This is a genomic window from Nonomuraea sp. SBT364 (assembly GCF_001083785.1).
Classification (GTDB): Bacteria; Actinomycetota; Actinomycetes; order Streptosporangiales; family Streptosporangiaceae; genus Nonomuraea.
Genome location: NZ_LAVL01000035.1, coordinates 1 through 25,417, shown reverse-complemented (window position 1 = coordinate 25,417; position 25,417 = coordinate 1). Strand labels below are relative to the sequence as shown.

The window sequence follows — 25,417 nt, the reverse complement described above, 5'->3', positions numbered from 1 at the left end:
TCTAGAACCAGCCGCGCCGCCGCGCCATCTGCTCCAGGCCGCGCTGGAGCGCCTGGTCGACGCTGCCCGGCGGGTCGTCGTAGCGGACGGTGAAGCGGTTGTAGGAGTCGTGGCTGGAGGTCAGGAAACCGCCGCGCTGGTCGGCCTCCAGGATGACCTCCATCTGCCGCGCCCCGGCGATGAACGTCAGCTCCAGCTCGTTGAAGTGGCGCCGCCACTGGCCGCCCGCGTAGTACTCGATCTCCTGGAAGAACGGCAGCGTCGAGCCGTACAGCGTGCCACGCTCCAGGTCGGCCTTCTTGAACTGGAAGCCGAGCCGGTCCAGGGCGCCGATGACGTGCTCCTGCGCCGGCAGCGGCGTGACGAACAGCGGGTCGAGGTCGCCCTTGTCCAGCGCCCCGGCCAGCGCGAGCTCGGTGCGCACGCCGAGCCGCATGCCGGGCAGCGCGTGCCCGGAGATCGCGCTGATCGGCGTCTCCCACGGCATCGGGATCTCGAACGGCTGGCCGTGCTCGGCCCGGGCCGCGAGCTGGAACGTCCCCGCCACCTGCTGGCGCAGGAAGCTGTAGGTCGTCTTGTACTCGTTGTCGCCCGACTCGACCTCGACCACGGCGGTCAGGTCGAGGTAGATGCCCTCCACCTTGTAGTCGGAGCCGCCGCCCCGGAAGTTGACCACCCCGCGCAGCGGCTCGCCGGGGCGCACGGTCGCGTTGGTCAGCACCGTGTCTACTTCGACGCCCGCGCCGAACGCGGCCATCAGCTTGCGGAACACCATGGGTCCTCCTTAAGGGGTCGGCGCCTGATCCTTGCCGTTGGCCGAGAAGCGGGGAAGCAGCTGGGCCAGCAGCAGGGTGGACAGCGCGGAGTCGCCGCCGCCCTGCTGCGTGCGGACCACGAGCGGCTGCGGGGCGTTCTCCGCCAGTTTGGCGCCCACGTCGAGGCGCTTGCGAGCCAGCTCGTACTGCAGCACGGCCCGGTTGTCGCGGTAGGACTCGGCCAGCCGGCGCAGCGCCTTGGCCTCGTTCTCGGCGGACGTCAGCTCGGCGCGCCCGCGCGCCTCGATCTCCCAGCGCACCCGCTGCGCCTCGGTCTCCTGCTCCTCCAGCATGCGCGCCACGTCCTTGCGCGCCTTGTTGTGGGCGGCCTTGACCTCGACCACGCGGGCGTCGCGGGTCTTCTTGGAACGCTCGATCTCCATCAGCAGCGTGTCGATGCGGCGCTTGCGGGTCAGCTCCCATTCGCGCTCGTAGGCCGACAGCTCCTTGGCGACCTTCTCGCGGGTGGACAGGTGCTGCTGGTACTGGTCGGGCAGCTGCACGTCGGGGATGTTGGCGCCGGTGACGCGCACCCCGTAGCGGCCGAGCTGGCGGTTGAGCGCGTCCTGCATGTCGCCGACGTCGGAGCCGCGCAGGTCGTAGGCCCGCTCGGTGTTGACCCTGCGGCTGCGCTGCCGGATCGCGTCCTGGACGGCGCTGGACAGCACCAGGTCGAAGTTGCCGGCGCCGATCGTGCGGACGAACGCCACCGGGTCGACGATGCGGAACTTCAGGAAGAATTCGATCGACTTCAGCGGCACGTTCTCGGCCGTCGGGCAGGCCACGATCGGCGCCGAGTACGGGATCTCGGTGGAGGTGTCGACGACCGCGTCGACGCGGTCCCACGGCAGCCACAGGTAGTGGCGGCCAGGGGGCAGCGTGCCGATGATCGCGCCCCAGTGGCTGCGCACCCCGGTGGTGCCCTCCTCGATCTCGATGATCGCCCTGCGCCACACCGTGAGCAGCGCGACGACCAGGAAGAACAGCGAGGCCAGCGCGGCCATGACGGTCCAGTCGGTCAGCACCGCCATCCCGGCGAAGTAGATCGCGATGAACACCAGGGCCATCCAGGAGAACCCGCGGCGGTCCTTGGGGATCACGACGGGCACGAGCTGGCCCTGCTCGCCGCCGCGCAGCAGCTGGCGGATCTCCGACCAGGAGGCCAGGGACTCCTTGATCTTCGAGAACTCGCGGCTCATCGGACCTCACCCTCGATGCTCTGCGGGACGGAATGGTGGCGGCCCTCGGGGGTGCCCAGGACGGCCAGGTCCGGGTCAGGCGCCTCGGTGACCTCGTTCTCGACCTTCTTGAGCAGGGCGCCGATCTCCGCCTCGCGGCCCGAGACGCGCCTGCCGATCTCGGACAGGCGCGACCGGATGGCGGCCATGTCCTCGGGCGTGAACAGCACCGCGGCCTTGCTGCCGACGAGCTGCTGGGCCAGCTCCAGGAAGTCGATGTCACTCTGCTCGCCCACGTGCACGACCTGCGGCAGCCGGGCCGACACCGACTCCAGCTTGTCCAGCAGGTCCTGCTGGAAGCGGTAGTCGAGGATCTCCGGGGCCTCGGCCGCGCTGAGCGCCCTGATGTCGAGCGCCTGCGCCTCCAGCAGCGCCGAGTTGGCCTTGGCCGAGGACTCGGCCTCGACCAGGCGCTGCCTGGCCTGCGCGGTCGCCTGGTGGGTGGCCCGCTCCAGCGCGGTGTCCATGCGGGCCTGGTAGCCGGCGATCTCGGCCTGGATGGCGCTGAGCGTCTCCTGCAGCCCGGCCAGCTCCTTGATCAGGTCGCCCTCGTTCTGCTCCTTGCGGAGCTGGAGCTCGTACTCGTAGGTGTAGGCCTCCTTGGCCACCCGGACCATCTCGGGGGCGGCCAGGTCCATGCGGTATTCCTGGCTGGACGGCTCGGCGTGCGTGATGTTCACGTCGGTGAGGCGTACGGCGGGCAGGAACTGCTGGTTGAGGTTGTCGAGCATGCCGACCGTGCTCTCGCCCACCAGGTCGTAGATGTCCTCGGCGCGCTGGGCGTAGATCAGGGAGCGGGTGACCTCGCTGATGGCGTTCTGCAGCTTGGACTGGAAGCCGCTCACCGAGCCGAGCACGAAGATGAACTCGGCCGGGTTCTCGATCCTGAACTGGAGGAACAGGTCGACGCTGGCCTTGACGCCCTGCTGGGTCGGGGCCTCGCTGATCGGTGCGTTGAAGGGGTATTCGCGGGTCGTGTTGACGATGTAGCTGACCCGCTTCCACGGGTTGAGCAGCGTCACCCGGCCCGGGTCGGCGATGTGCACGAGCTTGCCGAACTTGGTGATCAGGGCCTTGCAGCCCTCGGGCACCATGACCACGCTGCGCCGCCACCACAGGAACACGGCCGCCAGCACCAGCACGACCCAGTAGTGGGGGCCGAAGAACAGCTCGGTGTTGGGGATGACGTTGCCGAGCGCGCCGATCAGGCCGAGCACGATCAGGATGCCCAGCGGCACGATCACCTTGGCGGTGTTGCCCTTGGGGATCACCACGGGGGAGATGACGTGCATGCCGTTCTCGGCGAAGCTGCGGTTGACGATCTCGCCGGCCTCGTTGAGCGAGGCGGTGCGCGCCTCGATCTGCGTGCCGATCGACACGCCGCCGTCACGGGCGGCGGCGAAGTCGTGCGGGTTCAGCGCGAAGCCCTGCCCCTGCCCGCCGAGCTGGCCCGCCTGCTGGGCGACCTGCCCCACGGCCTGGCTCATGGCCTGACGTACGTTTCCGCCTTGGGCGACCGCTTGGGCTACGCCCTGGCCTGCCTGGATCAAGGCCTCTCTGGGTCGTGACATCGCACCTTCCTCTTCCGCTACAGGCGGATTCGACCGTATCGGGTGCGACTTAAAGATCGCTTGCAATCGAATGTCATAGAAGTATTGCGATCAATAGTACGTGTGCTATCAATGTAGTATGTCTACTACATGGAGGGGGTCATGGGCACCGCTACGACACTGGATGGAGACATCACTGTGATGAACGCGGCCTCGGTCATCGAGGCCCGGGGCCTGTGCATGAGCTACGGGCCCCAGGAGGTGCTGCGCGGCGTCGACTTCACCGTGGCCCCCGGCGAGGTGATCGCCCTGCTCGGCCCCAACGGCGCGGGCAAGACCACCACGGTCGAGATCCTCGAAGGCTTCCGCGCCCCGTCCGCCGGTCACGTCCGGGTGCTCGGCGCCGAGCCCGTCAAGGGCGACGAGCGGTGGCGGGCCCGCCTCGGCGTCGTCCTGCAGTCGTGGCGCGACCACGGCCGCTGGACCGTGCACGACCTGCTGGACCACCTGGGCCGCTACTACGCGCCCTACTCCACCCCTGACCGGCGCCGCCCGACGAGCACCGGCGAGCTCATCGAGGCCGTCGGCCTGACCGAGCATGCCGGGCGGCGGGTCAACCGGCTCTCCGGCGGCCAGCGCCGCCGCCTCGACGTCGCCATCGGCATCGTCGGCCGCCCCGAGGTGCTTTTCCTCGACGAGCCGACCGCCGGCTTCGACCCGCAGGCCCGCCGCGACTTCCACGACCTCGTGCACCGGCTGTCCGACCTGGACGACACCACCATCCTGCTCACCACGCACGACCTGGACGAGGCCGAGAAGCTCGCCGACCGCATCCTCATCCTGGCCGGCGGCAGGATCGTCGCCGACGGCAGCGCGGACAAGCTCTCGCGCGAGGTCTCCCGCGACGCCCAGGTCCGCTGGAGCCGCGCCGGCGAGCACTTCGTGCACGCCACCGACGACGCCACCGCCTTCGTGCGCGGCCTGTTCCAGCAGCACGGCGATCAGATCGGCGACCTGGAGGTACGGCGCGCGACGCTGGAGGACACCTACATGGCCATCGTCAGGAAGGAAGAAGGATGAACCCCGCCGTGCACGCCGCCCGGCTCGGGCTGTCCAGAGGCTGGATCGAGTTCAGGCACGCCCTCGCCAACCCACAGGAGATCGGCTTCACGCTCGTCACCACGTTCGCGTTCATCGCCGTGATCTACTTCCAGCGCGACGCGCGGATCCCCGGCACCGACCTGTCGCTCGCGGCGGCCACGATGCCCGGGATCCTTGGCCTCGGCGTGGCCTTCAACAGTCTCATGGGCGTCGTCGGCTCCCTCGCCGTCGAACGGGAGGACGGCACGCTGCTGCGGGCCAAGGCGCTGCCGCACGGCATGCTCGGCTACCTGGTGGGCCGCGTGACGTCCGTCTCGCTCGGCGCGCTCGGCAGCCTCGTGGTCGTGGTCGCCGCCGGGCTGATCCTGGTGCCCGAACTCCGCGCCGCCGGAGCGGGCGGCTGGCTCACCGTGTTCTGGGTGGCGCTGCTCGGGCTGGCCGCCACCCTGCCGTGGGGCGCCGTCATCGGCTCGCTGGCCACCAACCCGCAGACCGCCGCCGGGCTGTCGATGCTCGTCTTCGGCGGGCTCACCTCCATCTCCGGCATCTTCTACCCGATCACCGCGCTCGCGGGCTGGCTGCAGGGCGTGGCCCAGGCGTTCCCGATCTACTGGCTCGGGCTCGGCATGCGCTCGGCGCTGCTGCCCGACGCGGCGGTCGCGGCCGAGCTGGGCGGCTCGTGGCGCCCGCTGCCGACGTTCGGCGTGCTGCTGGCCTGGACCGTGGCCGGGCTCGTGCTCGCGCCGCCGATCCTGCGCCGGATGGCCCGCCGCGAATCGGGCTCGCTGATGCAGGCGCGGCGCGACCGGGCACTGCAGCGGATCGGCTGAGAAGATGGGCGACGATGAGCGAGACCGTCTACAACCGCATCGCCCTGCTGCGCGCCGAGCGGGGTGTCAGCCGCAGGCAGCTCGCCGACGCCCTGGGAGTCCATTACCAGACCGTCGGCTATCTGGAGCGTGGCGAATACAGTCCCAGCCTCTACCTGGCGCTGCGGATAGCCGAATACTTCGAGGTGCCGGTGGAGGTGGTCTTCTCCACCGTGCCCTTCCCCCGCATCGGTGAGCGGACGGCCTGACCGATTCTGTCGGTCGGGCCACCTACAGTGGGCAGCATGCGACCGGTCACAGATTTGCAGCGGAAGGTGGCGCCGTTCGAGGTCGTCACCGAGATGACCCCCTCGGGCGACCAGCCGACGGCCATCGCCGAGCTGGAGCGCCGCGTCAAGGCCGGCGCCAAGGACAACGTGCTGCTGGGCGCCACCGGCACCGGCAAGACCGCCACCATCGCGTGGCTCATCGAGCGGCTGCAGCGCCCCGCGCTGGTCATGCAGCCCAACAAGACCCTCGCCGCCCAGTTCGCCAACGAGCTGCGCGAGATGCTGCCCAACAACGCGGTCGAATACTTCGTCTCCTACTACGACTACTACCAGCCCGAGGCGTACGTCCCGCAGAGCGACACCTACATCGAGAAAGACTCCTCGATCAACGACGAGGTCGAGCGGCTGCGCCACTCGGCCACCAACTCGCTGCTCACCCGCCGCGACACCATCGTCGTCGCCTCCGTCTCGTGCATCTACGGCCTGGGCACCCCGCAGGAATACGTCGACCGCATGGCCCGGCTGCGCGTCGGCATGGACGTCGACCGCGACCAGCTGCTGCGCCGCCTCGTCGACATGCAGTACACCCGCAACGACCTGGCCTTCACCCGAGGCACGTTCCGGGTGCGCGGCGACACGATCGAGATCATCCCCAAGTACGAAGAGCTCGCCGTGCGCATCGAGATGTTCGGCGACGAGATCGAGAAGCTGTCCACCATGCACCCGCTGACCGGCGAGGTCATCACCGAGGACGAAGAGCTCTACATCTTCCCCGCCTCCCACTACGTCGCCGGTGAGGAGCGCATGGCCACCGCCGTCGCCGGGATCGAGGCCGAGCTCACCGAGCGGCTGGCGGAGCTGGAGCGCCAGGGCAAGCTGCTGGAGGCCCAGCGGCTGCGCATGCGCACCACGTACGACATCGAGATGATGCGCCAGATCGGCACCTGCTCCGGCATCGAGAACTACTCCCGCCACATGGACGGCCGGCCCGCCGGCAGCGCCCCCAACACGCTGCTCGACTACTTCCCCGAAGACTTCGTCCTCGTGCTCGACGAGTCCCACCAGACCGTGCCGCAGATCGGCGCCATGTACGAAGGCGACGCCTCCCGCAAGCGCACGCTCGTCGACCACGGCTTCCGGCTGCCGTCCGCCATGGACAACCGGCCGCTGAAGTGGGAGGAGTTCCTGGAGCGGATCGGCCAGACCGTCTACCTGTCGGCCACCCCGGGCTCCTATGAGCTCGGCCGGGTCAAGGGCGACGTCGTCGAGCAGGTCATCCGGCCCACCGGCCTGGTCGACCCCGAGGTCGTCGTCAAGCCGACCAAGGGCCAGATCGACGACCTGGTGCACGAGATCCGCGAGCGCGCCGACCGCGACGAGCGGGTCCTGGTCACCACGCTCACCAAGAAGATGGCCGAAGACCTCACCGACTACCTGCTGGAGCTCGGCATCCGGGTCCGCTACCTGCACAGCGAGGTCGACACGCTGCGCCGCATCGAGCTGCTGCGCGAGCTGCGGGTCGGCGAGTACGACGTGCTCGTCGGCATCAACCTGCTGCGCGAGGGCCTCGACCTGCCCGAGGTGTCGCTGGTGGCCATCCTCGACGCCGACAAGGAAGGCTTCCTGCGCTCGGAGACGTCGCTCATCCAGACCATCGGCCGCGCCGCCCGAAACGTCTCCGGCCAGGTGCACATGTACGCCGACAAGGTGACGCCGTCGATGGAGCGGGCCATCGACGAGACCAACCGGCGCCGGGCCAAGCAGGTCGCCTACAACCAGGCCAACGGCATCGACCCGCAGCCGCTGCGCAAGAAGATCGCCGACATCCTCGACTCGCTGCAGCGGGAGGACGCCGACACCCAGCAGCTCATGGGCGGCGGGCGCAACCAGTCCCGCGGCAAGGCGCCGGTCCCCGGATTCGCCGCCGCCAAGGCCGGCCAGCACGCCAAGGCCATCGCCGGCGAGCTGCCCCGGGCGCAGATGGAGTCGCTGATCGAGTCCCTCACCGAGCAGATGCACCAGGCGGCGGCCGACCTGCAGTTCGAGGTGGCGGCCCGGCTGCGCGACGAGATCAAGGAGCTCAAGCGCGAACTGCGCGACATGCGTGAGGCAGGCATCAGCTGACCCGGGCACCTCGACCACGTGCGGAGGACGACATGACGCTGGACCTTTTCGCCGGCATACCCGTCACCGACTACGCCACGGCGCTGCCGTGGTACGAGAAGGTCTTCGGCGGGCCGCCGTCGTTCCTGCCGAACGACATCGAGGCGGTGTGGGAGGTGGCCGCCAACCGCTACGTCTACATCGTGCAGGACCCCGCACGGGCGGGGAACGCCCTGGTGCTGTCGTTCGTCGACGACCTGGACGACCGGGTCGCCGGGATCGCCCGGCGCGGCATCGAGCCCGCCGGGCGCGAGACGTTCGAGGGCGGCGTGACGAAGGTCATCTACCGCGACGCGGAAGGCAACGAGATCAGCTTCGGCGGCGGCCAGGGATGAGGCCACCTCCTGGCTGATCACGGATCGCCAGGGCCCGTGCCTGCGGAGTCTCCGCAGGCACGGGCCCTTCGCGTGGCTCGCCCTCTCCGAGCCCGGAGGTCAGCTGGTGGAGCCGGTCAGCTGGTGGAGCCGCTCTTGGTCACCTCGCCGGAGGCCGCGTCGACGGTGACCTCGTGCTTGGTGCCGTCGGGAGTGACGACGTCCGACTCCCAGACGGTCTTGTCCTTGCTGCTGTCGAGGTTCAGCTCGGTGATGCGCCCCTCCGGGACGGAGGCGGCGATCTTGTCGGCGGCCTGGGCGTAGCTGAGCTTGGCGGCCTTGACGCGTTCGAGGTGCTTGGCCTTGTCCTCGGCGTCCGACTCCTCCGCCGTGGGGCCGTTCACCACCTGGCCGGTGGTGGCGTCGATGTCCATCTGCTGCTCGGCGCCCTGGCCGTCGACGACCTGCACCTCCCAGATCTTGCCGTCTTCCTCGCTCTCGATGGAGATGAGCGTGGAGTTCGGGACCGCGGCGAGAGCCGCGTCGCCGGCCTTCTTGAGATCGGCGATGCCGCCCTGGGTGGCGCCGGGCGACGGGCTGCCGTCGGTGGGGGAAGGCGTCGCGTCCGGGGGCGAGGCCTCAGGCTCCGTGGGCGACATCTCGGAGTCGGTGGGCGGGCCTTCAGGGTCGGTGGGCGGGGCCTCCGGGTCCGTCGGCTCGGCTGCCGGCGCCCCGGCCGCCTGGGCCGCTCCCGTCGCGTCCGGCGCGGCGGGGCCGCAGCCCGTGCCGGTCAGCAGTGCGGCGCTCGCCAGGGTGGCGCCGATGATCGTGTTGCGCTTGGTCTCCCCGTTCATGCGGGGACGACTGCCCGGAACGCGAGGGTGTATCTCCCGGTCAAGGAGTGTTGTACGGTTCCCGGCCCCCGCATGAACCTCGTCAGGCGAGCGGGCTGGCGTGGCGTGGCTCGTAGAGGCCGATGGGGGCGCCGCTGGGCAGGGTGAGCGTCGTCGCCAGGCCGTAGCCCTCGTCCGTGACCGGGCCGGTGGCGACGCCCTCGGCGGCGAGCCGGGCGACGGTCGCGCCGATGTCGTCGCACATCAGGTGCAGCGACACCACCGGCTCGCCGCCGGCCGGGTGCACGCCCAGCTCGGCGGGCGGCGTCCGGAAGATGAGCCACCCGGCCCCCGACGCCGGGTCCTCCACGTACGGCCAGCCGAGCACGTCGCGCAGGAACGCCCGGTCCGCCTCCGGGTCCCGGCTGTGGAACAGGAGATGCAGTCCGTGAATCATCCCCTCAGTCTTCTGCCCGGCGCGGCCCGGGGGAAGGACGCCGCGCCCCGGAAAACCGGCTGAAGCCGGGCAGCGGGCGTTTGTACTGTGGAGGGATGCGGCGATGCGGACCCTGTGGCCACTTCGAGCCGGCCGGGGCGCCCGGATGCGGCCGGTGTGCCGGGATCGTGGACGAGATCGTCGAGTCCGGCTGGCGGGAGTTCGTCGCCCGAAGGTTCGGCCGCCTCACCGCCGAGGACGAGCGGGTCGTCGCCGAGATGGTGATCGACGAGCCCGACCGGCACCCGTGGCGGGTGGTCGACGCCGCCTACGACCGGCTGACCTGCGGCGAGTGCGGCGGCAAGCTCAGCCGCGGGCCGGCCCGGTGCGCCGGATGCAACCTGGCCAACGGGTTCCGCTACGTCGCCGTCGAGATCGACCGGCCCGGCGTCCCGCCCGGCAACGAGCACGCGCTGCGGGTCAACGTGTCGGTGCTGCGCAGGCCGGGCTGGGTCTCCGCGCGGGAGGTGCTGGGGCGGCGGCTGTCACTGCCGCTCCTGCTCGACGGTCACCTGCCCACGACCGCCCAGGCCCAGGCCACCCGCGCCCTGCTCAACAAGGGCGCCACCGCCGAGCAGCTCGCCGCCCACATCTACCGCGAATGGGACGGCGGTGACCTCAGCGTCTGACCTTGTCGAGGTCGAGGCCGAGGTCGACCGGGAACCCGATGTCGGTGCACAGGCGACCTCGATGAATCCCGGTGGGCACGTAGGCCCTGATGGCGGGCTCGAGCTCGAACGTGTAGACGACGGGTCGCTCGTCTTCCAGCTCAACACGCCAGAAGTGCTTGATGCCCGCGGTCGAATACCTGCTGGGTTTTGTGGTGCGATCCCTGTCGCGAGTTTCCTCCGAGACCACCTCGACGACCAGGTGAACGTCCTCGGGCTTGAAACTGGTCAGGCCGATGCGCCTGGCCGCTGTCTCCTTCACCAGGAGAATGTCCGGCTCGGGACGCTGCCGCAAACCCAGGGTGACGGTCATCTCGCGGACGACGACCAGGTGCTCCGGAGGCACGAGCTCCCGTTCGAACAGTCTGAGCGCGAGCATGTGGAACATCGTCTGGGGCACCATCATGATGAGGGACCCATCGATCAGCTCGACGTGCCTGGGCGCGTCGGGGGGAAGACGATCGAGCATGTCGGCGGTCCAGCCGCCGGGAGGGCCGGGAAAGAACCACTCCGGAAAGGCTGAGCTCATCGATTCGCCCCCTGGGACGGTGACCCTCTGGCGCGATTATGCCACGAACCGTAGCCGGGTCAGGAGGGGTCGCGGCGTTCGTGCATGGTCTTGCGGTAGAGCTCGTCGATCTCGTCGAGGGGGTCGGGGGCGGGGCGGCGCGACTCGATCTCCAGGTCGGTGCGGCTGTCGAGGTCGGCGATGCCCGTGGCCGAGTGGTGCACCTGGTCGCTGAGCAGGTCGGCGCGGATGCGGGCGTACATGGCCGTCAGCTTGGCCTGATGCTGGCGCAGCCGGTCGAGCGTGGCGTGGTCGACGTACGGCGAGACGCGGCGCTGCTGGGCGTACATGCCGAGCTGCCCGTCGTGCACGTCGGCCTGCGCGGTCAGGTCGGCCAGCAGGCGGGGCAGGTCGCCCAGGCCCCAGCCCTGGCGTTGCGCCTGCTCGACGGCCTGGCGGGTGAGCGACATCTCGCGGCGCAGGTCGAGGCGGAGGCGCTCGACCTCGGCGGCGTCGCCGGTGCCCATCGCGTTGACGTGCGTGGTGAGCCGGGTCGTGGCCTGCTTGGCCTTGGTGGCGGCCTTCCTGCCCAGCTTGACCAGGAGGTAGACGCCGACCCCGGTCAGCAGCAGGAGGAACGCCAGGATCACCAGCACGATGAGGACGATTTCGCTGATCGTGGCCACCTCCTGTTGAGTTCTCGCCTTGAGAATAGCCGTGCCTGACGAACGGACCAACGCGCGGGCCGACGCCGCGGGTTCCCGCCGCCCTTGATCACCTCGCCCGAGCGTGATTCGGTACGAGCATGCTGGACGGCAAAGTAGTGATCATCACGGGCGGGGCCCGGGGGATGGGCGCGGCCACCGCCCGCCGCTGCGCCGCCGCCGGGGCCCGGGTCGTGGTCACCGACGTGCTGGCGGAGGAGGGCACGGCGACCGCCAAGGAGGTCGGCGGGCGGTTCCTGCGGCACGACGTGACCGAGCCGGAGGCGTGGGGGTCGGTCGTGTCGGACGTCCTCGGCGAGCACGGCCGGATCGACGGGCTGGTCAACAACGCCGGCGTCGTCACCCCTGTCGTCCGTGGCCGGGCTGACCGCGCTGCCGGGCACGGGCGGGTACGGCGCGTCCAAGTGGGGCGTGCGCGGGCTCACGAAGATCGCGGCGATGGAGTTCGGGGCGTCGCGGGTGCGGGTCAACTCCGTACATCCCGGGATGATCGTGACGCCGATGACGATGCCGTTCGGCGCGGTGTCGGGCGAGGGACACTTCCCGCTGGCGGCCGCCGGGCGGTGGGGCGAGCCGGAGGAGGTGGCGGAGGCGATCGCGTTCCTGCTGTCGGACGCGGCCTCGTACATCAGCGGGGCCGAGCTCAGCGTGGACGGCGGCTGGACGGCCGGGGAGGCCGCGCTCCTGCCCCGCACGCCCACGGAGTGACCGGTGCCCGGCGGCGCGGGTGCGCCGGCGGGCACCGGGTGTGCGGGCGCGGGCGGGGGCCACGACGGGTCCGCACGCCATCGGACGGTACGGGAGCGGCGGGCGCCGGCGGATCCGCCCGGCGGGGGACGACAGGTCAGCCCGGCGGGTGATCCGGGAACGCCGCGACCGCCTCGGCGAAGGCCCGCGGGTTGTCGAGCATGATGTTGTGCCCCGTACGCGGGACCTCGGCGACACGCACCCCGGCGGCGCGCAGCTCGGCCCCCCCGGGCGGGGCCCCGCCCGGCGGGTGCAGGAAGACGCGCGGGACCGGCAGGCCGACGAGCAGGGCGCGCATGCCGGGCGTGCTGCCCTTCGCCAGGCCGGCCGCCGAGCGGTGCAGGGCGCGCAGGTCCGACAGGCGCATCGTGGCCCACCAGTGCGGGCCGACCCGGTCGCGGACCCGCTCCCAGCCGCCCGCGACGAACTCCTCCTCGGTGAAGCCGATGATGCCGGTGCCGCCCGGCGGCGGGTACGGGTCGAGGTTGGCGTCGACCAGCACCAGGCCGGAGACCAGGCCGGGATGGCGGGCGGCCAGCACGATGGCGACCGCGCCGCCCATGCTGTGCGCGATCACCTCCGCGCCCGACACCTCCGCCCGGCGCAGCGCCAGGGCCACCGCGTCGGCGTGCGCCTCCAGCGTGTACGGGAAGTCGTCCGGGCGGTCGCTGATGCCGAAGCCGAGCAGGTCGACCAGCAGCGAACGGCGGCCCGCCAGCAGCGGGTGGGCCACGGCCGCCGCGTAGTAGGGGGCCGAGGCGGCGCCGAGGCCGTGAAGGTAGACGCGGGCCGGCTCCGCGCCGGGCGTCTCGACCCAGCGCATGCGGGCGCCTCCCGGGTGAACGATCGCGTCGTGCATGGCATTCACGGCTCTCTCCTTGGATGTATCGATAGCAATATACATCGACTCCGAGGTATTGTTGGACCCGTGCTGGAGCTCGCGATACTCGGATTCCTCAGAGACCGGCCGCTGCACGGCTACGACCTGCGCGGCCGGGTGGCGGCGCTGATGGGGCACGTGCGGCCGGTGGCCGACGGCACGCTCTATCCGGCGATCAAACGGATGGCCGCCGCCGGCTGGCTCACCAGGAAGGACGAGCCCGGGGCCGGGGCCGCCCCCCGCCGGACGCTCTATCTGACGGACGACGGGCGCGCCGAGCTGGAGCGGCGGCTGCGGGAGCCGGAGGAGCTCGACATCAGCGACGAGAACCGGTGGTTCGTGCTGCTGGCCTTCCTGCGTCACCTCGGCGACCCGGGCGCGCAGGCGGCGGTGCTGCGCCGGCGCCTGGCCTTTCTGGAGGAGCCGACGAGCTTCTTCTACGACGAGGGCGGCAGGCCGATGGGCGCGCAGGAGTTCGGCGACCCGTTCCGCCAGGGGCTGCTCACCATCGCGCACGCCACCAGCCGGGCCGAGCTGGCCTGGCTGCGCGCCACCGCCGAGGCGCTCGGCCCCGCGGGGCCCTAGCCGGGCGGGCGGGCGCGCCTGGCGCGGAAACGGCGCACCCTGCCGACGGTCCACCAGGCCGCCAGCGCGAACACCGCCAGCATGACGATCACCAGGAGCGGCAGGAAGATCGCGACCAGGCTCATGCCGAGCGAACCCGTGTCCTCGGCGACGCTCACCACCGGCGCCGCGGCCCCGGCCGTGCCCGCGTTGACCACCGGCCTGGCCGCCGTCTTGAGCGCGTGCACGGCCAGCGCCATCACGATGCCGAGCAGCCAGGACGCCCACGGGTTCGCGCTCATCCAGGTGGAGTGGTCGAGCTCGGCCGCCGCGCTGGTGGCGCTGAACACCACGCCGCCCGACGCGGGCCGTACGACGGTCTGGATCAGGTCGTTGACCGTGTCGACGGCCGGCACCTTGTCCAGCACCATCTCCGCGGCCAGCAGCACCGCGATGATCGCCAGGACGCCCCAGTTGGACAGCCACGCGTAACCGTCGGGCAGCCGCACCCTGTCGGTCAGGTTGGCCAGGACACCCACGACCAGCAGCGGGATGTAGGCGTTGAGCCCGGCGGCGGTGGACAGGCCGAGCCCGGTCAGTGCGGCGAGCATGCCCCTAGTCTGCCCGGGCCGCCTCGTCCATGAGGCGCCCCAGCCCGTCGCCGGTGAACTCGGCCACGGCCCGCTCGTACTTGTCCATGCCCCAGGCCCAGAAGTCGAAGTCGATCGTGTCGTTGGCGCCGTCCTGGATGGAGGCCCACAGCGTCCAGCCGTATCTGGCCATCAGGCCGAGCAGCCGCGCGCGGGCGATCCGGTTGCGCAGGCGGCGGCCGTAGTAGGCGGTGACGAGCTCTTCGAGCTGCTCCAGCGACAGGTCCGACTCGCTCCACACGTTGCCCAGCTCGAAGCAGGCGTCGTTGTTGCCGGCGTACTCGTAGTCGATGAGCCACAGCCGCCGGCCGTCGTCGATGATGTTCCCGGCCAGCAGGTCGTTGTTACACGGAACGGTGCCTTCTGCCCTAATTTCCAGACATTTCCGGAGTTGCTCAACGACGGGCATGAACTCCAGATACCGATCCGGCAGCCGGAACCCCCGCTCCCGCACGATCTCCAGGTAACGCCGCTGCACGTCGAACATGTCGAAGTCGCGGACGAACCGCGGCCCGGAGTGCAGCCGCCGGCACGCCTCGGCCACCCGCGGCAGGTTGGCCGGGTCGCGCACGTCGGCCGCGGTGAACGTCCGCCCCGGGATGAACCCCACGACCAGCACCCCCTCGTCCGGCAGGTAGGCGTGCACCGGGGCGCCCACCCCGGCCCGCGCGGCTGCGATCGACGAGGCGTGCTCGGCGTCGCGGTCGATGGCCAGCAGCGCCCCGTCGCTGGCCCACACCCGCACCACGTACGCCCCGCCCGGGGTGGTCACCTTGTAGTTGCGGTTGGTCAGCCCGCCGGGCAGCTCCTCCACGGAGCGCGGCACACCGGTCAGCAGGGGGATGCGGTCGAGTACCTCGAGCACGGCCATGGTCGATGCTAGCTCCGCCCCGCTAAACGGTCTAGACCTTTTAGGCCCCCGCCGGTTAGCCTCGCGGGCATGAGCGACTCGGCGCGCATCGTGATCATCGGGGGCGGCGTGGGCGGCGCCTCCGTCGCCTACCACCTGACCAGGCTCGGCGAGCGGGACGTCGTCCTGCTGGAGCGCGACGAGCTCACCAGCGGCTCGACCTTCCACTCGGCGGGCCTGGTCGGCCAGCTCCGCGCCGACCCGACGCTGACCCGGATGAACCAGTACTCCGTCGAGCTCTACCGCACCCTCGACGCGGGCTGGACGGAGTGCGGCGGCATCAAGCTCGCCTCCACCCCGGAGCGGATGGCCGAGATCCGCCGCCAGATCGGCTGGGCCCGCACGTTCGGCCTGCCGCTGGAGGAGATCTCCGTCGCCGAGGCGGCCGAGCTGTTCCCGCTGATGAACCCCGAGGGCGTCGTCGGCGCCGCCTACCTGCCCACCGACGGCCAGATCGACCCGTCACGGCTGTGCTACGCGCTGACGGCAGGGGCCAGGGAGGGCGGCGCGCGCGTCCTCACCCGCACCCGGGTCCTCGGCCTGGACGTCGAGCGCGGCCGCGTGACGCGGGTGCGCACCGACCAGGGCGACATCGACTGCGAGGTGGTCGTCAACTGCGGCGGCATGTTCGCCGCCGAGATCGGCCGGATGGCCGGCGTGCGGGTCCCGATCGTGCCGATGTCGCACCAGTACGTGGTCACCGACGGCTTCCACGAGCACGCCGGGCTGCCCACGTTGCGCGACCCCGACCTGCTCGTCTACTACCGGCAGGAGGTCAGCGGCCTGGTCATGGGCGGCTACGAGCGGACCTGCGCGCCGTGGACGGCGGGGGAGTCGTCCTACGACGCGATCCCGGCCGACTTCAACGGGCGGCTGCTGCCGGAGGACTGGCCGAGGTTCGAGGAGATCTCCGAGAACTCCCGGATCCGCGTGCCCGCGATGGCCGACGTCGGCATCCGCAAGCTCATCAACGGCCCGGAGGCGTTCACCCCGGACAACGAGTTCTGCCTGGGGGAGACCGAGGTCGGCGGCTTCTACGTGGCGGCCGGCTTCTGCGCCCACGGCATCGCCGGCGCCGGCGGCATCGGCAGGATCATGGCCGAGTGGATCGTCGAGGGCGAGCCCGGCATGGACGTCTGGCACATGGACATCCGCCGCTTCGGCGCCCACTACCGATCCCCGTCCTACACGCTGGCCCGCGCGGTGGAGAACTACGAGACCTACTACGACATCCGATACCCCGGCGACGAGCGCTCGGCGGGCCGCCCGCTGCGCACGTCCCCCGCCTACGGCTGGCACGCCGCGCACGGCGCGGTCTTCGGCGAGAAGGCCGGCTGGGAGCGGGTCAACTACTACACGGCCAACGAGCCGGCCGGTGACGGCGCAAGGCCGCGCGGCTGGGCGGGGCGCAACTGGTCGCCCGCCGTCGCCGCCGAGCACCGCGCCACCCGCACCACGGCCGGGCTGTTCGACGAGAGCTCGTTCGCCAAGATCGAGGTCACCGGGCCGGACGCCGCGTCCCTGCTGGAATGGGTGTGCGCCAACCGCGTCGCCCGCCGGGTGGGGGACGTCACCTACACGCAGGCGCTCAACCGGCGCGGCGGGATCGAGTGCGACTTCACCGTCACCCGGCGCGGCGAGCGGGAGTTCCTCGTCGTCACCGGCACCGCGTTCGGCTCCCACGACCTCGGCTGGCTGCGCAAGCAGGCCCGGCTGCGCGGCGCCGACGTCCGCCTGGCCGACGTGACCGGCCGCCACGCCTGCTTCGCCCTGTGGGGGCCGCGCGCCCGCGACATCCTCGCCACGCTCACGCCCGACGCCCTGGACTTCCCGTTCATGACCGCGCGCGAGCTGACCGTGGGCGACGTGCCGGTGCTGGCGCTGCGGGTGACGTTCGTCGGCGAGTTCGGCTGGGAGCTCTACTGCTCCACCGAGTACGGCCTGGGCCTGTGGCAGGCGCTGTGGCGGGCCGGCGAGCCGTACGGGCTGGTGGCCGGCGGCTACCGGGCCATCGACAGCCTGCGGCTGGAGAAGGGCTACCGGGTGTGGGGGGCCGACATCGGGCCCGAGACCACGCCGTACGAGGCCGGGCTGGGGTTCGCCGTCAAGCTCGACAAGGAGTTCCTGGGCCGCGACGCGCTCGATCCCGACCCGGCGCGCCGGCTGCGCCGCCTGGTGCTCGCCGATCCGCTCGCGGTGGCGCTCGGCAACGAGCCGGTCCGCCTCGACGGCCGGGTCGTGGCCCGGGTGACCTCCGGCGGCTACGGCCACACCGACGGGCAGTCGATCGCCTACGCCTACCTGGACAAGGGCGGCGGCATGGATGTCGAGGTCGAGGTGGAGGGCGCCTGGGTGCCCGCCACGGTGGTCACGTGACGCCGCTGCGCACCGTGATCCGCACCCGGTCGGGCCGGAACAGGTCGTGGGCGTGCTCCACCGGGGTGCCGTCGGCGGCGTAGGCGGTCCGCTCGACGCGCATCAGCGGCGCTCCCGGCCCGACGCCCAGCTCGGCCGCCTCGGCGGGGCCGGCGATGACCGGGTCCAGATGCTCCACCGCGGTGCGGGGCGCCAGGCCGTACCCGTCGGCCAGCAGCGCGTACAGCGACCCCGACAGGTCGTGCGCGAGGAAGCCCGGCAGCGCGGGGAAGAAGGAGCGTTCGAGCGCCACCGGCGACCGCCCGGCCGAGCGGACCCGCGCGACCTCGTGCACCGCGGAGCCGGGGGCGACCTCCAGCGCGGCGGCCACGGCGGCGGGCGCGGGCACGGTGGCCGCCGTCAGGATGCGCGCGCCGGCGCGCAGGTGGGCGCGCCGCATCTGCTCGGTGAACCCGGCCAGCCCCGTCAGGTCACGGTCGGCGCGCGGCTCGGCCACGAACGCCCCGCCCGCCCGGCCCGGCATCCTGACCAGCACCCCGTCGCGCTCCAGCGTGGCCAGCGCCTGGCGCAGCGTCATCCGGCTCACGCCGAGCCGCCCCGCCAGCTCACGCTCGCCGGGCAGCCGGTCGCCCGGTTCCATGTCGCCGCTGGAGATCGAGTCGAGCAGCCAGCGCTCGATCTGCACGTGCGCGGGAACCCCGGTGCCGCGTTCCAGCTCGGGAGGATTCCCGACCATTCGGGCATCGTAGCCGGTCACCGGGAGAGCCTGGACAGCCGCTCCACCGCCTCGGCGAACTCGTACACCATCCCGTAGACCACCTCGCGGGCCGGCTGCACCCGGTCGAGCTGGCCGACGACCTGACCAACGAAGTAGGTGGCCAGCTCGACGGCGCCGGGCTCGCCGCGTTCGGCCGCCGCGCCGATGCGCGCCATCGCCCGCTCGGCCACCAGCATCTGCAGCGGCATCGCGAGCGGCCCGGGGCTCTCCTGGCCGGAGTCCCACTCGTCGGTCCACGCCGAGCGCAGCTGCCGGGCGGGCTTGCCGGTGCGCGAGCGCGAGCGGACCGTGTCGAGCGACGAGGCGGCCAGCAGCTTGCGCTTGACCGCGGGCGACGTCTCGGCCTCCTCGGTCGTCAGCCAGACCGAGCCGCACCACACGCCCTGCGCGCCCAGAGCCATGGCCGCCGCCATCTGGCGTCCCGAGGCGATGCCGCCCGCCGCGAGCACCGGGACCGGCGCCACCGCGTCCACCACCTGCGGCACCAGCACCATCGTGGAGATCTCGCCGGTGTGCCCGCCCGCCTCCGTGCCCTGCGCGACGACGATGTCCGCGCCCGCCGCCACCTGCCTGCGCGCGTGCTCCACGGTGCCGACCAGCGCCGCCACCGGCACGCCCGCCTCCCGCGCGCGGTCCACCAGTTCCGGCGGGGGCGGCCCGAGCGCGCTGGCGATCAGCCCGATCGGGTGCTTGAGCGCCACGTCGGCCAGTCCCGCCGCGCCCGCCGCCGTCACCCGCCTGCCGAACTCGTCCGCCCCGCCGCTCGCCGGGGGATGGCCGGGCACGCCGTACTTGGCCAGCAGGTGCAGGACGTAGTCGCGGTGCCGGTCCGGGATCGCCCGCGCCACGCCGCCCTCCAGCGCCGCCGCGTCGACGCGGCCGGGGACGAGCACGTCCACCCCGTACGGCCGGCCGCCCACCCGCCGGTCGATCCAGGTGAGCTCGGCGTCGAGCTGCTCGGGCGTGTACGCGATCGCGCCCAGCACGCCGAACCCGCCCGCGTTGGTGACCGCGGCCACCACGTCACGGCAGTGACTGAAGGCGAACAGCGGGAACTCGATGCCCAGACGCTGGGAGATGCCGGTCCGCATGCCCCGACGCTAACCGCCAGAAGTATGTTCGGTCCAGAGTCAGTCGATCGCCAGTGCCACGCCTGGATCGTGCCATCCGTGCTCGGGGTCGTAACGCCGCACCAGCCTGGCAGGCACGCCCGCCACCACGCTGTGGTCCGGGAACTCGCCGCGCACCACCGCGCCGCCCGCCACCACGCACTGGCGGCCCAGCCGGGTGCCCGGCAGGATGATCGCCCCCGCGCCCAGCCACGAGCCGGAGCCGATCGAGACCGGGCTGTTGCGCGGCCACTGCCTGCCGATCGGGATGTCCGGGTCGTCGTACACGTGATTCTGGTCCGTGACGTACACGTACGGGCCGGTGAAGACGTCGTCGCCGATGTCGATCGACTGGTGGGCCACGATGTGCGTGCCCCTGCCGATCGAGCAGCCCCCGCCGATCCGCAGGATCGAGCCGGAGCCCAGCTCCACGCCCGGCCACATGCCGCAGGAGATCGACACCCGCTCGCCGATCAGCGTGTGGTCGCCGATCTCGATCCAGCGTTCGCCGAAGATCGCGGCCGGTGGGAAGGCGATCTTCGCCCCGTCGCCCAGCCGGCGGAATCGATGACCCGCGGGCGTCTGCGGCGTGATGGCCCCGGCGTCGCGGATCGCGGCGTAGGCCCGGTGGATCAGCGTGCCGAACGCCCGCCGTACAAGTGACATAGGGATCAAAGTTACCGCTAGGTCATCCTGTTAGGGCATGTCGGGGGCGTTGTTTGATATCCTGAGAGCCCGTGGACACATCGCCACACCTCGAGCCACGGGAGCCTCCTTGCGCAGCGCATCGCAAACCAAGCATCTGTTCGTCACCGGCGGTGTCGCCTCCAGTCTCGGCAAGGGGCTCACGGCGTCCAGCCTCGGCCGCCTTCTCAAGGGGCGCGGGCTCCGGGTCACCATGCAGAAGCTCGACCCGTACCTCAACGTCGACCCCGGCACGATGAACCCGTTCCAGCACGGCGAGGTCTTCGTCACCGACGACGGCGCCGAGACCGACCTGGACGTCGGCCACTACGAGCGCTTCCTCGACACCGACCTGCACGGCTCGGCCAACGTGACCACCGGCCAGGTCTACTCCAACGTCATCGCCAAGGAGCGGCGCGGCGAATACCTGGGCGACACCGTCCAGGTCATCCCGCACATCACCAACGAGATCAAGGACCGCATCCGGGGCATGGCCGGCCCCGACGTGGACGTGGTCATCACCGAGGTGGGCGGCACCGTCGGCGACATCGAGTCGCTGCCGTTCCTGGAGGCCGTCCGGCAGATCCGGCACGAGGTGGGGCGCGACAACGTGTTCTTCCTGCACGTGTCGCTGCTGCCCTACATCGGCCCGTCCGGCGAGCTCAAGACCAAGCCGACCCAGCACAGCGTCGCCGCGCTGCGCAGCATCGGCATCCAGCCCGACGCGATCGTGCTGCGCTCCGACCGGCCCGTGCAGACCGCGATCAAGCGCAAGATCAGCCTCATGTGCGACGTCGACGAGGACGCCGTCGTCAGCGCCGTCGACGCCGCCTCCATCTACGACATCCCCAAGGTGCTGCACTCCGAGGGCCTGGACGCCTACGTGGTGCGCCGGCTCGGCCTGCCGTTCCGCGACGTCGACTGGAAGGAGTGGGAGCAGCTCCTGCGCCGCGTGCACCGCCCGGCCAAGGAGGTCACGATCGCCCTCGTCGGCAAGTACATCGACCTGCCCGACGCCTACCTGTCGGTCACCGAGGCGCTGCGCGCGGGCGGTTTCGCCTGCGACGCCCGCGTCAACATCCGCTGGGTCAAGAGCGACGACTGCGAGACCCCCGAGGGCGCCGCGCGCGAGCTCGACGGCGCCGACGGCGTGCTGATCCCCGGCGGGTTCGGCGTGCGCGGCATCGAGGGCAAGATCGGCGCCATCCGCCACGCCCGCGAGAACAAGGTCCCGCTGCTCGGCATCTGCCTCGGCATGCAGGGCATGGTCATCGAGGCCGCCCGCAACATGGCCGGCATCGCCGACGCCAACTCCGCCGAGTTCGACCCCGACACCAAGCACCCCGTCATCTCCACCATGGCCGACCAGGAGGACGTCGTCGCCGGCGAGCGCGACATGGGCGGCACCATGCGCCTGGGCAGCTACACCGCCAAGCTCGGCGAGGCCACCCTGGCCCGCCAGCTCTACGGCGGCAAGGCCAAGGCCGACGAGCGCCACCGCCACCGCTACGAGGTCAACAACGCCTACCGCGACAAGCTGGAGAGCGTCGGCCTGGTCTTCTCCGGGCTGTCACCCGACGGCCGCCTGGTCGAGTACACCGAGCTGCCCGCCGACACGCACCCGTTCTTCATCGGCACCCAGGCGCACCCCGAGTTCCGCTCCCGGCCGACGCGGGCCAACCCGATGTTCAAGGGCCTCATCAACGCCGCACTCGCCTACGCCGACAGCCGCGTGACCGCGAAGGTGGTCAAGTGAGGATAGAAGACACGCCCGAGCGTTGGGACGTTCTCGATTCGCGCAAGCGCTTCTCGGGACACGTCATCGAGGTCGTCACCGACACCGTGCGGATGCCCGGTGACGAGAGCGCCGACCGCGACTACGTCGTCCACCCGGGCGCGGTCGCGGTCCTCGCCCTCGACGAGCGCGAGCGCGTGCTGCTCATCCGCCAGTACCGCCACCCCACCCGCCACCTGCTCTGGGAACTGCCCGCCGGGATCCGCGACGTCGAAGGCGAACCGCTGGTCGAAGGGGCCGCCCGCGAGCTCGCCGAGGAGGCCGGCTACCGGGCCGCCACCTGGCACACCCTGGTCGACCTCTACACCTCGCCCGGCATGTCCGACGAGCGCATCCGCGTCTTCCTGGCCCGCGACCTGACCAAGATCCCCGACGCCGAGAACGGCTTCGTGCACCGCCACGAGGAGATCGGCATGCCGGTCGAATGGGTGCCGCTGGCCGACGCCGTCGAGAGGGCGCTGATGGGAATGATCCACAATTCCCCGGCCGTGGCCGGTATCCTCGCCGCATACGCGGCTTCGGTCGAGGGGTTCGGCCTGTTGCGCCCCGCCGACGCACCCGAGACCTGACCGGAAGGACCATCCGTGGAGGCGGTGCTCTCCAGCTACCTCGCCCATCTGGCGGTGGAGCGGGGCCTGGCTGCCAACACGCTCGCCTCCTACCGGCGCGACCTGCGCCGCTACCTGGAGCACCTGCAGGCCCGCGGCCGCCTCCGCCTCGACGAGGTGGGGGAGGCCGACGTGCGCGCCTTCCTCGCCGCGCTGCGCGAAGGCGACGGCGACCACCCCGCGCTCGTCGCCAGCTCGGCCGCGCGCGCCGTCTCCGCCGTGCGCGGCCTGCACCGCTTCGCGCTGCGCGAAGGCGTCACCGCGCACGACCCCGCCCACCAGGTACGGCCGCCGCGCCAGCTCCGCCGCCTGCCCAAGGCCATCGCCGTCGACGAGGTCGAACGCCTCATCGCCGCCTCCGGCCCCGACGGCGCGCCGCTCACCCTGCGCAACCGCGCCCTGCTCGAAGTCCTGTACGGCACCGGCGCCCGCATCTCCGAAGCCGTCGGCCTGGCCGTCGACGACCTGGAGGACGAGCAGGTACGGCTGCGCGGCAAGGGCGGCCGCACCCGCATCGTCCCCCTGGGCCGCTACGCCCGCGCCGCCCTCGACGCCTACCTGGTCCGCGCCAGGCCCGGGCTGCTCGCCCACGGCCGCGGCACCCCGGCCGTGTTCCTCAACGCCCGCGGCGGCCGGCTGACCCGCCAGGGCGCCTGGGAGGTGCTGCAGGCCGCCGCCGTGCGCGCCGGGCTCGCCGGGATCTCCCCGCACGTCCTGCGCCACTCCTTCGCCACCCACCTGCTCGACGGCGGCGCCGACGTCAGGGTCGTCCAGGAACTGCTCGGGCACGCCTCCGTCACCACCACTCAGGTCTACACACTGGTCACCGTCGACAAACTTCGCGAGGTCTACGCGGCAGCGCATCCCCGGGCCCTCCAGTGATCTATAGTCTTTTGGGTCGTGCGGCACATCGGCGTGCCGCCTTGCCGCGTTAAGTGGTGACGCCATAGTGTCCGTCCGGACGGTCCGGTTCGGGATCGTCAGGGAGGTTCGAGCTGGTGACTGTGAAGACCAACGGTTCGGCCCCGGGGACCCCCGACAACCCCTGGGGAGACACCAAGACCAACGCGCCCTCCAGTGGCGTGAACCTGGGCCCGACCCGGCGCCCCCGGCCGGTGTTCCCCGAGCCGGCGCCGCGCGACGTCCACGGCCCGGCCCGCGTGGTCGCCATGGTCAACCAGAAGGGCGGGGTGGGCAAGACCACCACCACCATCAACCTCGGCGCCGCCCTCGTCGAATACGGCCTCAAGGTGCTGCTCGTCGACTTCGACCCGCAGGGCGCCCTGTCCGTCGGCCTCGGCATCAACCCGCTCCAGCTCGACCTCACGGTCTACAACCTGCTGATGGAGCGCAACGTCACCGCCGAGGACGTGCTGCTGGAGACCGGCGTCGAGGGCCTCGACCTGCTGCCCAGCAACATCGACCTGTCCGCGGCCGAGGTCCAGCTCGTCACCGAGGTCGCCCGCGAGCAGGTGCTCGGCCGCGTCATCAAGCCGCTGCTGCCGCACTACGACGTCTGCCTCATCGACTGCCAGCCGTCGCTCGGCCTGCTCACCATCAACGCGCTCACCTGCGCCCAGGGCGTCATGGTGCCGCTGGAGTGCGAGTTCTTCGCGCTGCGCGGCGTCGCCCTGCTCATGGACACCATCACCAAGGTGCAGGAGCGGCTCAACGAGGACCTCGAGATCGAGGGCCTGCTCGCCACCATGTACGACGCACGTACCCTGCACGGCCGCGAGGTGCTCGCCCGGGTCGTCGAGGCGTTCGGCGACAAGGTGTTCCACACCGTGATCAACCGCACGGTGCGCTTCCCCGACGCGACCGTCGCCGGCGAGCCGATCACCACCTTCGACCCCTCGTCCCTGGGCGCCAACGCCTACCGTGAGCTGGCGCGCGAGGTGCTCTCGCGCTGGCCCGCGGCTGCGACAATGGCCAGGTGACCGAGCAGCAGCAGGGATTCCAGGTTCACCTGGACGTCTTCGAAGGACCCTTCGATCTGCTCCTCGGCCTGATCGCCAAGCACAAGCTCGACATCACCGAGGTCTCGCTGTCCAAGGTGACCGACGAGTTCATCGCCTACATCCGCTCCCGGGGCCCCGAGTGGGACCTCGACCAGACCAGCCACTTCCTGCTCGTCGCCGCCACGCTCCTCGACCTGAAGGCGGCCCGGCTGCTGCCCTCGGGCGAGGTCGAGGACGAGGAGGACCTGGCCCTGCTGGAGGCCCGCGACCTGCTGTTCGCCCGCCTCCTGCAATACCGGGCCTACAAGGAGGTGGCCAAGGTCTTCGCCGGGCGGCTGGCCGACGAGGCGCTCCGCTTCCCCCGCACCGTCCCGCTGGAGCCCCAGTTCGCCAACCTGCTGCCGGAGCTCATCCTCGGCATCGGGCCCGAACAGCTCGCCCGCATCGCCGCCAGGGCCTTCACCCCGAAGCTGCCGCCCACGGTCAGCGTCGGCCACATCTACCAACCACTCGCCAGCGTCCGCGAACAAGCCGCTATCCTGGTCCAGCGGCTGCGCCGCATGCGCAGAGCCACCTTCAGGGCCCTGGTCGCCGACTGCGAGGGCACCTTCGAGGTCATCGCCCGCTTCCTCGCCGTCCTGGAGCTCTTCCGGGAGTCGGCGGTCACGTTCGACCAGCTCGAACCGCTCGGCGACCTGCACGTCACCTGGACGGGCGCCGACGACGGCGACGTCTCGGTGGGGGACGACTACGAGGAGAGCGCGGAGAATCCTGCAGATGACTGACCACCCCGGCCCCCCGCGCGGCAGCGACCGCGTCCCCGCCTGGATGACCCTCCCCGGCGC

26 protein-coding genes and 1 pseudogene are annotated in these 25,417 nt (G+C 71.5%); 14 read left to right on the top strand and 13 right to left on the bottom strand.

From position 1 onward, the window contains the following. Window position 1 precedes the first annotated feature (1 nt). Genes ADY59_RS18135 through ADY59_RS18125 form a run of 3 tightly spaced genes read right to left on the bottom strand, consistent with a single transcriptional unit; the run spans window position 2 to window position 3,624 of the window. A complete protein-coding gene (locus ADY59_RS18135; protein ID WP_049563624.1) occupies window positions 2–775 on the bottom strand; it encodes a sporulation protein in 774 nt (257 codons plus the stop codon). A gap of 9 nt (window positions 776–784) precedes the next feature. Further along, on the bottom strand, window positions 785–2,014 hold the full coding sequence (locus ADY59_RS18130) for an SPFH domain-containing protein (protein ID WP_049563623.1): 1,230 nt from the start codon (window positions 2,012–2,014) through the stop codon (window positions 785–787). Then, complete coding sequence (locus ADY59_RS18125) at window positions 2,011–3,624, bottom strand: SPFH domain-containing protein (RefSeq protein ID WP_082310190.1); 1,614 nt, start codon at window positions 3,622–3,624, stop codon at window positions 2,011–2,013. The genes ADY59_RS18130 and ADY59_RS18125 overlap by 4 nt, the downstream gene beginning before the upstream one ends. Window positions 3,625–3,804: 180 nt before the next feature. Between ADY59_RS18125 and ADY59_RS18120 the strand changes: the two genes are divergently transcribed. Genes ADY59_RS18120 through ADY59_RS18100 form a run of 5 tightly spaced genes read left to right on the top strand, consistent with a single transcriptional unit; the run spans window position 3,805 to window position 8,301 of the window. Continuing rightward, window positions 3,805–4,683 (top strand): ABC transporter ATP-binding protein, encoded by an 879-nt coding sequence (locus ADY59_RS18120; protein ID WP_049563621.1) that lies wholly within the window; start codon window positions 3,805–3,807, stop codon window positions 4,681–4,683. Next, entirely contained in the window at window positions 4,680–5,534 is an 855-nt protein-coding gene (locus ADY59_RS18115; RefSeq protein WP_049563619.1) for an ABC transporter permease, read from the top strand. The genes ADY59_RS18120 and ADY59_RS18115 overlap by 4 nt, the downstream gene beginning before the upstream one ends. Window positions 5,535–5,548: 14 nt before the next feature. Continuing rightward, window positions 5,549–5,782: a helix-turn-helix transcriptional regulator gene (locus tag ADY59_RS18110; protein WP_049563617.1), complete on the top strand. Its 234-nt coding sequence runs from the start codon at window positions 5,549–5,551 to the stop codon at window positions 5,780–5,782. A gap of 36 nt (window positions 5,783–5,818) precedes the next feature. Next, window positions 5,819–7,927 (top strand): excinuclease ABC subunit UvrB, encoded by a 2,109-nt coding sequence (gene uvrB / locus ADY59_RS18105; protein WP_049563615.1) that lies wholly within the window; start codon window positions 5,819–5,821, stop codon window positions 7,925–7,927. A 32-nt stretch (window positions 7,928–7,959) separates the two neighbouring features. Beyond that, window positions 7,960–8,301, top strand: a complete 342-nt coding sequence (locus ADY59_RS18100; protein ID WP_049563613.1) for a VOC family protein — start codon at window positions 7,960–7,962, stop codon at window positions 8,299–8,301. A 116-nt stretch (window positions 8,302–8,417) separates the two neighbouring features. On the opposite strand, the gene ADY59_RS18095 is transcribed toward ADY59_RS18100, so the two are convergent. Together ADY59_RS18095 and ADY59_RS18090 are read right to left on the bottom strand one after the other, a co-directional pair. Continuing rightward, window positions 8,418–9,134 carry a PepSY domain-containing protein gene (locus ADY59_RS18095; protein WP_049563611.1) on the bottom strand — a complete coding sequence of 239 codons (717 nt, stop codon included), beginning with the start codon at window positions 9,132–9,134 and terminating at the stop codon, window positions 8,418–8,420. Between the two features lie 82 nt (window positions 9,135–9,216). After that, window positions 9,217–9,570: a VOC family protein gene (locus tag ADY59_RS18090; RefSeq protein WP_049563609.1), complete on the bottom strand. Its 354-nt coding sequence runs from the start codon at window positions 9,568–9,570 to the stop codon at window positions 9,217–9,219. A 167-nt stretch (window positions 9,571–9,737) separates the two neighbouring features. On the opposite strand from ADY59_RS18090, the gene ADY59_RS18085 reads away from it, so the two are divergent. Then, window positions 9,738–10,238: a hypothetical protein gene (locus ADY59_RS18085; protein ID WP_049563608.1), complete on the top strand. Its 501-nt coding sequence runs from the start codon at window positions 9,738–9,740 to the stop codon at window positions 10,236–10,238. Here the strand turns inward: ADY59_RS18085 and ADY59_RS18080 are convergent. Both ADY59_RS18080 and ADY59_RS18075 read right to left on the bottom strand, forming a co-directional pair. After that, window positions 10,228–10,806 (bottom strand): Uma2 family endonuclease, encoded by a 579-nt coding sequence (locus ADY59_RS18080; protein WP_049563606.1) that lies wholly within the window; start codon window positions 10,804–10,806, stop codon window positions 10,228–10,230. The genes ADY59_RS18085 and ADY59_RS18080 overlap by 11 nt on opposite strands. Window positions 10,807–10,865: 59 nt before the next feature. Continuing rightward, complete coding sequence (locus tag ADY59_RS18075; protein ID WP_049563605.1) at window positions 10,866–11,471, bottom strand: hypothetical protein; 606 nt, start codon at window positions 11,469–11,471, stop codon at window positions 10,866–10,868. A gap of 119 nt (window positions 11,472–11,590) precedes the next feature. Between ADY59_RS18075 and ADY59_RS18070 the strand changes: the two are divergent. Beyond that, a pseudogene (locus ADY59_RS18070) lies at window positions 11,591–12,218 on the top strand (SDR family oxidoreductase). A gap of 136 nt (window positions 12,219–12,354) precedes the next feature. Here the strand turns inward: ADY59_RS18070 and ADY59_RS18065 are convergent. Next, window positions 12,355–13,116 carry an alpha/beta fold hydrolase gene (locus tag ADY59_RS18065; RefSeq protein ID WP_049563603.1) on the bottom strand — a complete coding sequence of 254 codons (762 nt, stop codon included), beginning with the start codon at window positions 13,114–13,116 and terminating at the stop codon, window positions 12,355–12,357. A 69-nt stretch (window positions 13,117–13,185) separates the two neighbouring features. Between ADY59_RS18065 and ADY59_RS18060 the strand changes: the two genes are divergently transcribed. Continuing rightward, on the top strand, window positions 13,186–13,722 hold the full coding sequence (locus ADY59_RS18060; RefSeq protein WP_049563601.1) for a PadR family transcriptional regulator: 537 nt from the start codon (window positions 13,186–13,188) through the stop codon (window positions 13,720–13,722). Here the strand turns inward: ADY59_RS18060 and ADY59_RS18055 are convergent. Next, entirely contained in the window at window positions 13,719–14,312 is a 594-nt protein-coding gene (locus ADY59_RS18055) for a DUF4126 domain-containing protein (protein ID WP_049563600.1), read from the bottom strand. The genes ADY59_RS18060 and ADY59_RS18055 overlap by 4 nt on opposite strands. 4 nt (window positions 14,313–14,316) lie before the next feature. After that, the gene (locus tag ADY59_RS18050) at window positions 14,317–15,222 is read right to left on the bottom strand and encodes a choline/ethanolamine kinase family protein (RefSeq protein WP_049563598.1); all 906 of its coding nucleotides are present in this window, start codon (window positions 15,220–15,222) and stop codon (window positions 14,317–14,319) included. Window positions 15,223–15,291: 69 nt separating this feature from the next. Here ADY59_RS18050 and ADY59_RS18045 point away from each other — a divergent pair, with 69 nt between their 5' ends. Then, window positions 15,292–17,637 carry a GcvT family protein gene (locus ADY59_RS18045; protein WP_049563596.1) on the top strand — a complete coding sequence of 782 codons (2,346 nt, stop codon included), beginning with the start codon at window positions 15,292–15,294 and terminating at the stop codon, window positions 17,635–17,637. Here the strand turns inward: ADY59_RS18045 and ADY59_RS18040 are convergent. Genes ADY59_RS18040 through ADY59_RS18030 form a run of 3 tightly spaced genes read right to left on the bottom strand, consistent with a single transcriptional unit; the run spans window position 17,630 to window position 20,190 of the window. Continuing rightward, window positions 17,630–18,373 carry a GntR family transcriptional regulator gene (locus ADY59_RS18040; RefSeq protein WP_049563594.1) on the bottom strand — a complete coding sequence of 248 codons (744 nt, stop codon included), beginning with the start codon at window positions 18,371–18,373 and terminating at the stop codon, window positions 17,630–17,632. The genes ADY59_RS18045 and ADY59_RS18040 overlap by 8 nt on opposite strands. A gap of 17 nt (window positions 18,374–18,390) precedes the next feature. Beyond that, window positions 18,391–19,506: an NAD(P)H-dependent flavin oxidoreductase gene (locus ADY59_RS18035; protein ID WP_049563593.1), complete on the bottom strand. Its 1,116-nt coding sequence runs from the start codon at window positions 19,504–19,506 to the stop codon at window positions 18,391–18,393. Between the two features lie 39 nt (window positions 19,507–19,545). Continuing rightward, on the bottom strand, window positions 19,546–20,190 hold the full coding sequence (locus ADY59_RS18030; protein ID WP_049563592.1) for an acyltransferase: 645 nt from the start codon (window positions 20,188–20,190) through the stop codon (window positions 19,546–19,548). 109 nt (window positions 20,191–20,299) lie between these two features. On the opposite strand from ADY59_RS18030, the gene ADY59_RS18025 reads away from it, so the two are divergent. The 5 genes from ADY59_RS18025 to ADY59_RS18005 all read left to right on the top strand — a co-directional run bounded on the left by ADY59_RS18025 (window position 20,300) and on the right by ADY59_RS18005 (window position 25,357). Next, window positions 20,300–21,964: a CTP synthase gene (locus ADY59_RS18025; RefSeq protein ID WP_049563590.1), complete on the top strand. Its 1,665-nt coding sequence runs from the start codon at window positions 20,300–20,302 to the stop codon at window positions 21,962–21,964. After that, window positions 21,961–22,572, top strand: a complete 612-nt coding sequence (locus ADY59_RS18020) for an NUDIX domain-containing protein (RefSeq protein WP_049563588.1) — start codon at window positions 21,961–21,963, stop codon at window positions 22,570–22,572. The genes ADY59_RS18025 and ADY59_RS18020 overlap by 4 nt, the downstream gene beginning before the upstream one ends. A gap of 15 nt (window positions 22,573–22,587) precedes the next feature. Next, complete coding sequence (xerD, locus tag ADY59_RS18015) at window positions 22,588–23,493, top strand: site-specific tyrosine recombinase XerD (protein ID WP_049563586.1); 906 nt, start codon at window positions 22,588–22,590, stop codon at window positions 23,491–23,493. A 116-nt stretch (window positions 23,494–23,609) separates the two neighbouring features. After that, window positions 23,610–24,551, top strand: coding sequence for a ParA family protein (locus tag ADY59_RS18010; RefSeq protein WP_082310189.1), 942 nt, complete (start codon window positions 23,610–23,612; stop codon window positions 24,549–24,551). Next, window positions 24,548–25,357: a segregation and condensation protein A gene (locus tag ADY59_RS18005; RefSeq protein ID WP_049563581.1), complete on the top strand. Its 810-nt coding sequence runs from the start codon at window positions 24,548–24,550 to the stop codon at window positions 25,355–25,357. The genes ADY59_RS18010 and ADY59_RS18005 overlap by 4 nt, the downstream gene beginning before the upstream one ends. The last annotated feature ends 60 nt before the right edge of the window (window positions 25,358–25,417 follow it).

Excerpts from the sequence above, each read along its gene's own strand:
- ADY59_RS18040 (WP_049563594.1), bottom strand. The coding sequence starts at position 18,373 with ATGGTCGGGAATCCTCCCGAGCTGGAACGCGGCACCGGGGTTCCCGCG.
- ADY59_RS18130 (WP_049563623.1), bottom strand. The coding sequence starts at position 2,014 with ATGAGCCGCGAGTTCTCGAAGATCAAGGAGTCCCTGGCCTCCTGGTCG.
- ADY59_RS18045 (WP_049563596.1), top strand. The coding sequence starts at position 15,292 with ATGAGCGACTCGGCGCGCATCGTGATCATCGGGGGCGGCGTGGGCGGC.
- uvrB (WP_049563615.1), top strand. The coding sequence starts at position 5,819 with ATGCGACCGGTCACAGATTTGCAGCGGAAGGTGGCGCCGTTCGAGGTC.
- ADY59_RS18055 (WP_049563600.1), bottom strand. The coding sequence starts at position 14,312 with ATGCTCGCCGCACTGACCGGGCTCGGCCTGTCCACCGCCGCCGGGCTC.
- ADY59_RS18115 (WP_049563619.1), top strand. The coding sequence starts at position 4,680 with ATGAACCCCGCCGTGCACGCCGCCCGGCTCGGGCTGTCCAGAGGCTGG.
- ADY59_RS18090 (WP_049563609.1), bottom strand. The coding sequence starts at position 9,570 with ATGATTCACGGACTGCATCTCCTGTTCCACAGCCGGGACCCGGAGGCG.
- ADY59_RS18030 (WP_049563592.1), bottom strand. The coding sequence starts at position 20,190 with ATGTCACTTGTACGGCGGGCGTTCGGCACGCTGATCCACCGGGCCTAC.
- ADY59_RS18095 (WP_049563611.1), bottom strand. The coding sequence starts at position 9,134 with ATGAACGGGGAGACCAAGCGCAACACGATCATCGGCGCCACCCTGGCG.
- ADY59_RS18050 (WP_049563598.1), bottom strand. The coding sequence starts at position 15,222 with ATGGCCGTGCTCGAGGTACTCGACCGCATCCCCCTGCTGACCGGTGTG.
- ADY59_RS18125 (WP_082310190.1), bottom strand. The coding sequence starts at position 3,624 with ATGTCACGACCCAGAGAGGCCTTGATCCAGGCAGGCCAGGGCGTAGCC.
- ADY59_RS18035 (WP_049563593.1), bottom strand. The coding sequence starts at position 19,506 with ATGCGGACCGGCATCTCCCAGCGTCTGGGCATCGAGTTCCCGCTGTTC.
- ADY59_RS18080 (WP_049563606.1), bottom strand. The coding sequence starts at position 10,806 with ATGAGCTCAGCCTTTCCGGAGTGGTTCTTTCCCGGCCCTCCCGGCGGC.
- ADY59_RS18135 (WP_049563624.1), bottom strand. The coding sequence starts at position 775 with ATGGTGTTCCGCAAGCTGATGGCCGCGTTCGGCGCGGGCGTCGAAGTA.
- ADY59_RS18100 (WP_049563613.1), top strand. The coding sequence starts at position 7,960 with ATGACGCTGGACCTTTTCGCCGGCATACCCGTCACCGACTACGCCACG.
- ADY59_RS18120 (WP_049563621.1), top strand. The coding sequence starts at position 3,805 with ATGAACGCGGCCTCGGTCATCGAGGCCCGGGGCCTGTGCATGAGCTAC.
- ADY59_RS18110 (WP_049563617.1), top strand. The coding sequence starts at position 5,549 with ATGAGCGAGACCGTCTACAACCGCATCGCCCTGCTGCGCGCCGAGCGG.
- ADY59_RS18065 (WP_049563603.1), bottom strand. The coding sequence starts at position 13,116 with ATGCACGACGCGATCGTTCACCCGGGAGGCGCCCGCATGCGCTGGGTC.